This window comes from Parvibaculum sp. (genome assembly GCF_002684405.1).
Lineage (GTDB): Bacteria > Pseudomonadota > Alphaproteobacteria > Parvibaculales > Parvibaculaceae > Parvibaculum.
On record NZ_NYVD01000096.1, the window covers coordinates 1 to 11,241 of the forward strand.

Annotated in this window: 12 protein-coding genes and 1 pseudogene; 6 read left to right on the forward strand and 7 right to left on the reverse strand. The window is 62.6% G+C overall.

From position 1 onward, the window contains the following. Window positions 1-327 (forward strand): annotated as a pseudogene (locus CMI59_RS08570) (aspartate aminotransferase family protein); the annotation flags it as partial. 218 nt (window positions 328-545) lie between these two features. Here the strand turns inward: CMI59_RS08570 and CMI59_RS08575 are convergent. The 4 genes from CMI59_RS08575 to CMI59_RS08590 form a co-directional block, all read right to left on the reverse strand. Beyond that, a complete protein-coding gene (locus CMI59_RS08575) occupies window positions 546-1,850 on the reverse strand; it encodes an alkyl sulfatase dimerization domain-containing protein (RefSeq protein WP_293327276.1) in 1,305 nt (434 codons plus the stop codon). A gap of 118 nt (window positions 1,851-1,968) precedes the next feature. Beyond that, on the reverse strand, window positions 1,969-2,823 hold the full coding sequence (locus CMI59_RS08580) for an SDR family oxidoreductase (RefSeq protein ID WP_293327278.1): 855 nt from the start codon (window positions 2,821-2,823) through the stop codon (window positions 1,969-1,971). A gap of 78 nt (window positions 2,824-2,901) precedes the next feature. Next, window positions 2,902-3,357, reverse strand: coding sequence for a GNAT family N-acetyltransferase (locus CMI59_RS08585; protein WP_293327280.1), 456 nt, complete (start codon window positions 3,355-3,357; stop codon window positions 2,902-2,904). Between the two features lie 8 nt (window positions 3,358-3,365). After that, window positions 3,366-4,130, reverse strand: coding sequence for an SDR family oxidoreductase (locus tag CMI59_RS08590; protein ID WP_293327282.1), 765 nt, complete (start codon window positions 4,128-4,130; stop codon window positions 3,366-3,368). A gap of 389 nt (window positions 4,131-4,519) precedes the next feature. On the opposite strand from CMI59_RS08590, the gene CMI59_RS08595 reads away from it, so the two are divergent. Then, window positions 4,520-5,185 (forward strand): OmpA family protein, encoded by a 666-nt coding sequence (locus tag CMI59_RS08595; RefSeq protein WP_293327298.1) that lies wholly within the window; start codon window positions 4,520-4,522, stop codon window positions 5,183-5,185. A gap of 49 nt (window positions 5,186-5,234) precedes the next feature. Here CMI59_RS08595 and CMI59_RS08600 read toward each other — a convergent pair whose 3' ends face one another. After that, the gene (locus CMI59_RS08600; protein ID WP_293327284.1) at window positions 5,235-5,747 is read right to left on the reverse strand and encodes a DinB family protein; all 513 of its coding nucleotides are present in this window, start codon (window positions 5,745-5,747) and stop codon (window positions 5,235-5,237) included. Next, window positions 5,744-6,223, reverse strand: a complete 480-nt coding sequence (locus tag CMI59_RS08605; protein WP_293327286.1) for a glutathione peroxidase — start codon at window positions 6,221-6,223, stop codon at window positions 5,744-5,746. Before CMI59_RS08605 ends, CMI59_RS08600 begins: the two co-directional genes overlap by 4 nt. A gap of 208 nt (window positions 6,224-6,431) precedes the next feature. Between CMI59_RS08605 and CMI59_RS08610 the strand changes: the two genes are divergently transcribed. The 4 genes from CMI59_RS08610 to CMI59_RS08625 all read left to right on the forward strand — a co-directional run bounded on the left by CMI59_RS08610 (window position 6,432) and on the right by CMI59_RS08625 (window position 10,510). Further along, on the forward strand, window positions 6,432-7,718 hold the full coding sequence (locus tag CMI59_RS08610; protein WP_293327288.1) for an EAL domain-containing protein: 1,287 nt from the start codon (window positions 6,432-6,434) through the stop codon (window positions 7,716-7,718). An 88-nt stretch (window positions 7,719-7,806) separates the two neighbouring features. Beyond that, entirely contained in the window at window positions 7,807-8,670 is an 864-nt protein-coding gene (gene dapD, locus CMI59_RS08615) for a 2,3,4,5-tetrahydropyridine-2,6-dicarboxylate N-succinyltransferase (RefSeq protein WP_293327290.1), read from the forward strand. A gap of 44 nt (window positions 8,671-8,714) precedes the next feature. Then, window positions 8,715-9,890, forward strand: coding sequence for a succinyl-diaminopimelate desuccinylase (gene dapE, locus CMI59_RS08620; protein ID WP_293327292.1), 1,176 nt, complete (start codon window positions 8,715-8,717; stop codon window positions 9,888-9,890). Between the two features lie 11 nt (window positions 9,891-9,901). Then, entirely contained in the window at window positions 9,902-10,510 is a 609-nt protein-coding gene (locus CMI59_RS08625) for a hypothetical protein (protein ID WP_293327294.1), read from the forward strand. A 44-nt stretch (window positions 10,511-10,554) separates the two neighbouring features. On the opposite strand, the gene truA is transcribed toward CMI59_RS08625, so the two are convergent. After that, the coding region (truA, locus tag CMI59_RS08630) for a tRNA pseudouridine(38-40) synthase TruA (RefSeq protein WP_293327296.1) at window positions 10,555-11,241 on the reverse strand (687 nt) is incomplete at its 5' end.

An 11,241-nucleotide genomic window follows, 5' to 3' on the forward strand; every position in this document is an offset into this window, starting at 1 on the left:
CTCAACCTCTATCGGGACGAAGGCCTTTTCGAACGCGCCCGCGCGCTGGAGCCGAAATTCGCGGAAGCGGCCATGGCGCTCAAGGATCACCCGCTGGTGCTCGACATCCGCACCATCGGCCTTGCGGTCGGTTTCGACCTCGCGCCGGTGGACGGGCTGCCCGGCAAACGCGGCTTCGACGTCATGCGCGATGCGTTCCATAACGAAAACATCATGCTGCGCGTCTCCGCCGACACGCTGGCCATGTCGCCGCCGCTGATCGCGGAGGAATCCCATGTCGCGGAGATTTTCGAAAAGTTCCGGAACGTGCTGGACCGGGCGGGCTAAACCGACGGAAAAGGCCGGAAAACAGGGCTGAAAGGGGTGCGACACTTTGGCAGACCCTTTGCCTCTTCCGGCCCCTTGCGAGGGCGCGATGTGCAACCCACCTATGAATTGTTCCCTCTGATAGTACCGGGATCGGCCCTCCCCTCCCCCTCAGGCCGGTTCCGATATCAAGCCCCTCGCAGCTCCCCCCTGCGAGGGGTTTTTATTTGGTCTTTCGGCTAGTCGTTGGCGCCCGATTTCTGCTTCGACTGGCGCTCGGCGAACCCGAAAATGCCCTTGGACATGAGCGAGGCTTCTTCCTTGCGGCGCTTGCCGTAAACCTCGGCACGAGCGGCATGTGCCTCCCGGCTGTCGGGCTCGGCCAGCGCGGCCATTTCCGCCAGATGGCAGGCCAGACGCATCTCGCCCTTTTCGGCAAGCTCTCGAGCCCGTGCGACGAGCGCGGCATTGCCCCCGGCAAGCGCTGCCATTTCGGCGGCCACCGCCGCATCCGGCGCGGGCTTCAGCCGCGAGGGATTGCCGTCATACCAGCCGCCGTAAAGCCGCCAGATATTGTGAATGATGAATTCCGGCTCGTCATAGACGGGCTTGAGGTAAGGCTTGTCGAAATAGCTGGCGGGCAGCTTCACCGAATGGATGATCTCGTCGAGCCTGGCGCCCGCATTCATCATGGCAAGCGACTGGCTCACGATCTCTTCTAATGCGCTGGCGATGGTGTCGAGCACGGAGGCGATACGCGCCTTGCCCGCGATGGGAAGCCCGTGCGCGGGCAGCAGCAGTTCCGGCTCATAAGCCATCATGGCGCGCAGCGCATTGGCCCATTCCAGCGGATAGCGCTGCACCTTTTGCGGATTGCCTGCATTGGGGAAGACCCAGGTCACGAAATCGCCGGAGCAGATCGCCTTGTGCTCGGGCACCCAGGCCCAGAGATGGTCGTCGGTTTCGCCGATGGCGTGATGCAGCTCGAAATTCGTATCGCCCGCCTTGAACGACATGCGGTCGCGGAAGGTGAGGTCGGGGTTCACCCAGGGGTCGGGACCGAAGCGGCGATGCGTCGGGCCGGAGCCCTCGCCCATGCGCAGCTCTTCGGCGGGGGCGAACTGGCGCGCATTGATCGTGAAATTGTAGTCGTTGGTCAGTTCGTAGCGGCGGAAGCGCGGGACCACGTTTTCATGCCCGATGACGCGCGGCTTCTTCGCCTTGTTTTCCTGCGCCTCACAGAGAAAGCAGCCCGTGCCGCCCACATGGTCGGCATGGCCATGGGTGTAACAGATGTTGGAGACGGGCTCGTCGGTCCAGCGGCGCAGCGATTTCTTCACGCCATCGGCAAAGGCTTCGAGGCTCGTATCGAAAAGCACGAGGCCGTCGCCGGTGCGGAACGTCACCACATGGGAAAACGCCTCGATGAGCGCGATGCCGTCGCCGACCTCGGACAACTCGGTGGTGGGACGGTTGATAAGCCCCGCGCCCTCATAGATGTCGTTGTCGATAAAGCGCGCCGAAGTTTCCAGAAGGTCGGCCATCGGTCTCCATCCCTGCAATTGTATGTCTGGTGCGGGGAGAGGTTCCGTCAGGGCCGTTCATATGTCACGCGCCGCCTTTTTGTATTTCGTCAGGCGAAACGCACTCTGAAAAACCCTTTTATTTCTTCTGCTTGAGGCCGAGCATTTTTGCGATCATCTTGTCCAGCATGCGTGGCGGCAGGTAGCGCGTCATCATTTGCTGGATGAAAGGGTCGGGCGAGACCTCATAGCGCGTCTTGGGACTTTGAGCCGACAGCGCGTTCAGGATCACCTCGCCCAGATATTCCGGCTTGAGGCCCTGCCGCCCCTGCGCCACGAAATTGGTCTGGAAGTTCTGGAGGATGTCGAGATAGGGGCTGTTCGAATAGGGGGTGACGTCAATCTCTTCCGCCTTGTCCCAGATATTGGTCCTGACCGCGCCCGGCGCGACGACGATGACATCGATGCCGAAAAGCATGAGTTCGCGCCGCAGCGCTTCCGACATGCCTTCCACCGCGAATTTCGAGGCCGAATAGGGACCGAGGAACGGAAAGGCCCGCCTGCCTCCCACCGAGCTGATATTGACGATGCGGCCCGGCTCGCCCTTGAGGTCCGGATCGGTGCCGAGCAGCGGCGCAAAGGCCTGCGTGGTCAGCAGCGGCCCCATCACATTCACTTCGAGCTGCGTGCGCACATCGTCGGGATTGATTTCCACAAGCGGGCCGGACACTGCGATGCCCGCATTGTTGACGAGGCCGAAAAGCCTTTCGCCGCCGAGCTTCTCGCGCACTTCCGCAGCGGCCTGCCTCAGCGCCGCCTCGTCCGTCACATCGAGGATGAGCGGCGTGACCCGGTCGCCGAATTCCTTTTTCAGGGCGTCGGCATCTTCCTGTTTACGGACGGTGCCGAAAACATGGATGCCGTTTTCGGCGAGCACCCTGGTGGCGCCCCGGCCGATCCCGCTCGACACGCCCGTCACGACTACGCTTTTCATCTCCGTCCTCCTCCAATGCGATTTGGGGAGGAGAATGACCGAAAAACGCCGCCCGGTCACTAGCGGGCCGATCCGGGCCTAGAGGTCCAGCTCGTAGCGCAGCCAGTCGGTGCGTTTGGCGAGCTTGTCGTAGAGCGCCTGGGCGCGGACGTTGTCCTGCGCGGTCTGCCAGTAAATGCGCAGCCAGCCTTCCCCGCGGCCGCGCTCGGCAAGCCACTCGATCAGCGCGCGTCCGACGCCATGTCCCCTGACATCGGGCTTCACGAAAAGATCTTCGAGATAGCAGACGGGCCTCGGGCTCCATGTACCCGGATGGATGATCGCATGGGCAAAACCGACCGGGCCGATCTCCTCGTCCAGCGCCATCAGCCCCAGATGGCCCGGCGCGGGCTCCAGAAAGCGCTCCCATGTATCGTCGGAGACGGCAGGTTCCAGCGATGTTTCGTAGAAGGTCAGATAGCCCGCCCACATCTCGTCCCAGGCCGCGCGGTCGCCTGCGGTGAAGGGGCGGATATAGAGCGGGCGATCTGTCATCTGTTTCCTCAGGCGATGGTGGCGCCGCCATCCACGACGACCGACTGGCCCGTCATGAAGGCACCGGCGGGGCTTGCCAGGAAAACCGCCGCGCCGGCGATCTCGTCCGGCAGGCCGATCCGCTTCAGCGGCGCATCGGCCGTGGAGCGTTTCAGAATGTCCGGATCTTCCCAGAGCGCGCGGGCGAAATCGGTCTTGATGAGGCCCGGCGCGATGCAGTTGGCGCGGATATTGTGTTCGCCGAATTCCACCGCGAGATTGCGCGCAAGCTGGAAGTCCGCCGCCTTGGACAGGCAATAGGCACCGAGAATGGGCGAGCCTTTCAGGCCGCCGATGGAGGAGACGATGATGACCGCCCCGTCCTTGCGCTCCACCATCTGAGGCAGGACCATGTGGCACAGCCAGTGATTGCTGCGCACATTCACGTCCATGATCTTGTCGAAAGCCTCGTCGGGAATGTCCTTCGAGGGGCCGAAATAGGGGTTCACCGCGGCGTTGCAGACCAGAATGTCGATTTTGCCAAAGGTCTCGTTCGCCGTGTCCACCAGACGCTGAAGGTCGGCTTTTTCGGAAATGTTGCAGGGCACGGCGATGGCCGCACCGTCATGCTTGGCGTTGATGTCGGCGGCGACCTTTTCGCAGGCATCCGCCTTTCGGCTCGACACCACCACCTTGGCGCCCTGCTCGGCCATGCGATGGACGATGGCCTCGCCGATACCCCGGGTCGAACCGGTGACGACGGCAACCTTGCCCGTCAGATCGAATAGAGACATGAATTCGCTCCCTCTTTAGCTGGCGGCCCTTGCATCCGGCCGCTCCTTGTCCGGGCATAAACGGCCCGGTGACCTACCCTGCCGGGGGGTACCCCGATTGTCGACATTCTGCCATGAGCAAACGTCAATATGGGTTGTCGCCTAAACCGGCATGGTTTTGTACACTAGCGCAGGGCAATTCCACAGGGCCGCGACGGCCATGCGCAGGAATTTGCCGACGGACGGCGCCGCCGCTTACGGCTCGCCGGGGGACGCGAATGAACAGAGGTGCGTGACAAGGGATTCGGGGTTGCGCCTTTCGGGGCAGCCTGTAGTCACGGCACAGGAAATATTTCGGGAGCCGGGCCATGCGAGCGTGTCCGGCCTCCCCAAACCGGAGCTTGATGATGATACTGAAGAAATTCGCAATCGTGGCGGTGTGCTCGTCGCTGGGGCTGGCGGCCTGCACCACACAAGACCCCTATACCGGCGAACAGCAGACCAGCAGCGCCACGAAGGGTGCGCTTCTGGGCGGCCTCGCAGGCGCCATCGGCGGCGCGCTTATCGGCCGCGGCGGCGCCAACCGGAACGCCATCCTGCTGGGCGCGGGCGTCGGCGCGCTGGCGGGCGGTGCCATCGGCAACTACATGGACCGACAGGAAGCCGAACTCACGCGCAAGCTGCGCAATTCGGGCGTCAGCGTAACGCGCGTCGGCAACGACATCATCCTGAACATGCCGGGCAACGTGACCTTCGCCACCGATTCCTCCGATATCAGCTCCAACTTCTATGAGGTGCTGAACTCGGTCGCGATCGTGCTGAAGGAATACAACAAGACGCTGATCGACGTGGCGGGCTTCACCGACTCCACTGGCTCCGCCCAGTACAATCAGGCGCTTTCCGAGCGCCGCGCCAACAGCGTCGCGCAATATCTGGTCAGTCAGGGGCTCGACAGCCGTCGCTTCTATGTGACGGGTATGGGCGAATCCAATCCCATCGCCTCCAACGCCACGGCGGAAGGCCGCGCACAGAACCGCCGCGTGGAAATCCGTCTCTCGCCGCTGACCAACAATTGATCGGCGCGACATGAAATGCGAAAGGCCCGGCAGCGATGCCGGGCCTTTTTCATGTCCGGGGAAACAGGCTATCGGGATTGAACGGAATATCCGTTATGCCGTAATCGACGCCCATATGCCGCAGCTCGCTCGTTACCTGCGAGCGGTGGTGGGTCTGGTGGTTGAAGAGCTGCGACCAGAAGACGGATCGGGGCTTATTGAGGCTCACGCCGATACGCTTGACGGTAAAACCGACCATCTCGTCGAACCAGTCCTCTTCAGCCTTGTCGGCTATGTCGATGATCCGGTCATCTTCCTTCGTCCGCAAGTCGCGCCAGGTCACCAGATTTTTCGCGATGCGCTGTTTCGGATCGAAGACCGGCGTCTCTTCGTTACGGATGATCGCCATCAGGCGACGGTCGACCAAAAGGATGTGATCGAGCGTCGCCAGCATGCTGCCGAAGAACATGCCGCGATCCCTCTGCAATTCCTTTTCCTCGATGCCGGACAAGGTGCCTGAAAGGCTTTCATTCTGCCATCTGTTGTAGCGCGCCAGCTCGCGCGCGACGGCGGCGTAGCTCATGCGCCGAGGAGCCTTTCGATCTCATCCACGATCGCTGCGTCGAGCGGGCTCATCTTGCTGGGAAAGACATTCACGAGTTCGCCTTCCGGCCCGATCAGATATTTGTGGAAGTTCCATTTCGGCGCGGCGTCCTCGCCCGCGATCTCCATCACCCATTGGTAGAAGGGGTGCGCTTCGCCGCCAATCACCACCTGCTTTTCGGTCATCGGAAAGTCGATGGAATAGTTCACCTCGCAAAACTCCACGATCTCCGTTTCCGTGCCCGGCTCCTGCGCGCCGAAATCGTTGGAGGGGACGCCAAGCACCACAAGGCCCTTGCCCTTGTAACGCTCCCACAAGCCCTGCAGCTCGCGATATTGCGGCGTGAGCCCGCACTGGCTTGCCGTGTTCACGACAAGAACGGGCTGCCCCTCGAAGCTCGAAAGCGGCAGGGCCTCGCCGCGAATGGTACGGAATTCGAACTGATATGCGGTCATGACGGCCTCCTTCGCGTTTGCTGGGAAAAGCCTAGCATGGGCCGGGTGCCGCCTCCTATGCCCGGCTAAATCCGCCGCTTTTGGTTAACGGATTGGCAAGCCCTCGCTCCTTAAGGTGAAGGGAGAGTGAATTCCTGCGGCCATTCGATTGGGCAATCGAGTTGGGAACCGGCCGCATTGGGCAACTGGGTTAAAGGGGTGGGCACTCATGCCGTCTATCAAGACCACCATCCTCAACGGTGTCGCTACCGGTCTTTATATCGTGCCGTCCATCGGGGTCGGCTACGGGCTGATGACCATTGGCGGGTTCGATCCGAAACTCGCGACGCTGGGCGGCATCATTGCCTGCCTTCTCGGCGCGGAAGCGCATAGCGCCATCGCGCGCGGTATCGAGCGCAAGAAAGTACGCAAGGAACTGGACGGGCTGTCCGAGCACGCCGCCCAGCTTGCGCAGGATCTCGACAGGGCCGGCGACCGCATCGTGGAGCTGGAAGAACGCTTCGAGCGCGAGACGCAGGAGCGGATGGAACGCATCTTCTCGGAAATCCGCGTCGTCGAATCCCTGGTGAAAAGGCTCGCCGAAACACGCGGCCTCGCCATGCCGGGCGATGCCGCCCTGCCCGCTGAAAATGAAGCGCCGCGCCAGGCCCCGGAAGGCGACACACCGCCGCCGGTACCGGTCATGCCCATCGAAGAAATGGACGATACGGAGCTTCTCGACACGATCCGGCATTCGCTGGAGACGAACCGCGTCGATCTCTATCTGCAACCCATCGTGACCTTGCCGCAGCGCAAGGCGGTCTTCTATGAAGCGCTGTCCCGCCTGCGCACCGATGAAGGTGCGCTCATCATGCCGCGCGATTACATGAGAGTGGCGGAGCCCGCCGGCATGATGCCGACGGTCGACAACATTCTGCTGTTCCGCTGCGTGCAGGTGGTCCGCAAGCTGATGCAGCGCAATTCGAAGGCCGGCATCTTCTGCAACATCTCCGCTTTCTCGCTGCTCGATTCCGATTTCTTCCCGCAGTTCATCGATTATATGCGGCACAACGGCGACCTGGCGCATCACATCATCTTCGAATTCAGCCAGAGCACGGTGAACGGGCTGGGGCCACTGGAACAGGAAAGCCTCGACGCATTGGCCGAGCTGGGTTTCCGCTTCTCGATGGACCAGGTGACCAGCCTGAAATTCGATCCGGCCCAGCTTTACGACCGGAATTTCCGCTTCGTGAAGGTCTCCGGCCAGACGCTGCTCGACAATAATGCGAGCGGGGATATCCATGCCGGCGACCTGAAGGAGCTTTTGCAGCGCAACGGCATCCAGCTCATCGCCGACAAAATCGAGGCGGAGCGCGAAGTGGTGAATGTCCTCGACCTGAACGCCGAATACGGCCAGGGCTATCTCTTCGGCGAGCCGCGCCCCGTGCGGCATGACGATACGAGCCCCGTCGAGGCCGTCCCCTCCATTTCGCTGGCGGAAACCGCCGCGGCCTGAGCCGCCCCTCTCTCCCTCGGTTGACAGGAAAGGGCCCGCCGCTATCTTGCGCCAGCCCTTTCCTTAAAGCCTTTTGGGAGCACGCCACATGAGCGCCAGCCTTGCCGATCTGAAGCCCGTCATCGAACGCGCCTTTGAAGAACGCGATCAGGTAAATTCGGCCACCAAAGGTGAAGTGCGCGAGGCGGTGGACGAAGCGCTTGGCGCGCTGGACAAGGGCGAGGCCCGCGTCGCGGAGAAATTCCCCAATACGTCAGGCGGCGAATGGGTCGTCCATCAATGGCTGAAAATGGCGGTTCTGCTGTCTTTCCGCCTCAACGACATGTCCGCTATTCCCGGCGGCCCCGGCAAGGACACCAATTGGTGGGACAAGGTTCCCTCCAAGTTCGACGGCTGGGGCGAGACCGAATTCCGCTCGGCGGGCTTTCGCGCCGTACCGAACTGCGTGGTGCGCCGTTCCGCCTATATCGCGCCCAATGTGGTGCTGATGCCCTCTTTCGTGAATCTCGGCGCTTATGTCGATGAAGGCACGATGGTCGACACCTGGGCGACCGTGGGGTCCTGCGCCCAGATCGGCAAGAATGTGCATCTGTCGGGCGGCGCGGGCATTGGCGGCGTGCTGGAGCCGCTGCAGGCCAATCCGGTCGTGATCGAGGATAACTGCTTCATCGGCGCCCGCTCCGAGGTCGCCGAGGGCGTGATCGTGGGCGAGGGTGCGGTCCTCTCCATGGGCGTCTATCTGGGCGCTTCGACCAAGATCATCAACCGCGCCACGGGCGAGGTTCATATCGGCAAGGTGCCGCCCTACGCGGTCGTGGTGCCGGGCTCGTTGCCGGGCAAACCGAACCCGGACGGCTCGCCGAGCCCGAGCCTCTATTGCGCCGTCATCGTGAAGACGGTGGATGCGCAGACCCGCTCCAAGACCTCCATCAACGAACTCCTGCGCACCTGAGGGCCATTTGACCGGGCCTCACGCAGCGGGTAGAGCATTTGGCCATGACAAAGCCCGCCGCCCCCTACGATCCGGTCGAAATCGCCGCCGAGCTGATCCGCTGTCCCAGCGTCACGCCTGAGGACAAGGGCGCGCTCGGCGTGCTGGAGCGCTATCTCGCGCCGCTCGGTTTTACCTGCGAGCGCATGCCGTTTTCCGAAACGGGCACGCCGGACGTGGACAACCTCTACGCCAGGCTGGGCTCGGACGGGCCCAATTTCTGCTTTGCCGGCCATACCGATGTCGTGCCGGTGGGCGAGGCCTCCGCCTGGTCGGTCGATCCCTTCGCCGCCGAAATCAAGGCCGGCCGCCTCTTCGGCCGGGGTGCCGCCGATATGAAGGGCGCCATTGCCTGCTTCATCGCCGCTGTCTCGCGCCTGTCAGCCGAAGACATCAAGGGCTCGGTGAGCCTGCTTATCACGGGCGATGAGGAAGGGCCGAGTGTCAACGGCACGGTGAAGATGCTGAAGGCGCTCGATGCGCTGGACGAAACGCTTTCCCATTGCGTGGTCGGCGAGCCGACATGCGTGAAGGCGCTTGGCGACATGATCAAGATCGGCCGCCGGGGCAGCATCAATGGCTGGCTCACCGTGCGCGGCGTGCAGGGCCATGTCGCCTATCCGCATCTCGCCGACAATCCGGTGCCGCGCCTGCTGGAAATGCTGCGCCGCCTCAATGCGCGCGTTCTGGATGAGGGCAACGACCACTTCCAGCCGTCGAATCTTGAAATCACTTCGGTCGATGTCGGCAATCCGACCACGAATCTTATCCCCGGCAGTGCGCGGGCGCAGATCAATATCCGCTTCAATGACGAGCATAGCGGTGCATCGCTCGATGAGTGGATGCGCAGCGTGTTCGACGCGGTGACGGCGGAAACGGGCGGAACCTACGAATTCGAGACGAAGATTTCCGGCGAGGCCTTTCTCACGGAGCCGGGGGCTTTCTCCTCCCTCGTTGCAGACGCGGTGGCGAAGGCGACAGGCGAAACACCTGAGCTTTCAACGAGTGGCGGTACGTCGGATGCGCGTTTCATCCGCGCCTACGCACCGGTCGTGGAATTCGGCCTGCCCAACGCGACCATGCACAAGACGGACGAGAACGCACTGGTGGACGACATCTCCCGGCTCGCAGATGTCTATGAAACCATTCTGCGCGGCTATTTCGCCGTCCAGCCGGACTGAGGAGTTTTCCGATGCCCGGCGCGGAAGAAATCAGGAATGCGTTGGTCGGCACGTGGCGTCTCACGCTCCGCGAGGACAGCGCGCGGGATTGTTTCCGCATCGACGGCTATGGTGTGGTGAATTCCTTCTTCGCCATGCTTCTCGCCATTCCGGTCTATTTCCTTACCGCGACGGCGTTGTGGCGTATGGCCACGGAGTTCGGTGTCGAAACCAACGCGGAACTGGGTACCTTTACCGGCGCCTATATCGTCGGGGCGCTGCTGCATTGGGCGCTCTATCTTTTCGCCATGATCCCGACCTCGCAGCGGCTTGGACTGGTCAACTCGTTCGGCGCTTATATCGTCACCTATAATTGGGGAACGCTCTTCACGGCGCTGGCGATGGCGGTTCCCTTCGCCCTCTTTTCCCTCGGCGCGATTTCCGGGGCGGTGGCAACGATGCTGACGATGCCGGCATGGACGCTGCTCGGCTGGTATCGCTGGCAGATTGCGCGCACGGTTTTCGGCGCGGAGCCGCCAATCGCCCTTGCGCTCATCCTGTTCGATTTCGTGCTGAACATCACCGTCAGCCAGGTGGTCGGCTGGCTCCTCATGCCCGGCGTGACGGCAAGCGCCGCATAGCGCAGCCCCCCCCGGGGGACCGAAGCCGGGGACCGGCCTGGCGTTCAGTCCGGATAGTCCACGCGCACGAGATAAAGCCCGTCGGGCGGGGAGACCGGTCCGCAGGCGGCGCGGTCTTTCGCGTTCAACGCCTTTTCCACGTCGCGTCGCGTCCACTTTCCCTCACCGACCAGTTTCAACGTGCCGACAATCGAGCGCACCTGATTGTGCAGGAAAGAGCGCGCCTCGCAGGTAATCTCGATTTCCTCCGCGTAGCGCGACACGGTAATGCGGTCCATGGTCTTGACCGGCGATTTCGCCTGGCACTGCATGGAACGGAAGGTGGTGAAGTCGTGTTTGCCGATCAGCGCCTGCGCGGCGTCATGCATGGCCTCAGCATCGAGCGGGCGATGGACGAGCCAGGCCTGTTTCGCATCCAGCGTCAGCGGCGCGCGGCGGTTGACGATGCGGTAGAGATAATGCCGCCTGATCGCGCCGAAACGCGCCTCGAAACTGTCCGGCACCTGCTCGGCCTCGACAATGGCGACCGGATGGCCGCGCATATGCGCATTGACCGCATCGCGCAGCGTGTCGGACCGGACCTCATCTTCGAGATCGATATGGGCAACCTGGCCCAGCGCATGAACGCCCGCATCGGTGCGCCCCGCGCCCGCCACGCGCACCTCCTGACCGCAAAACCCCTTGATGCCGTCTTCCAGCGTCTGCTGCACCGACATGCCGTTGGTCTGGGC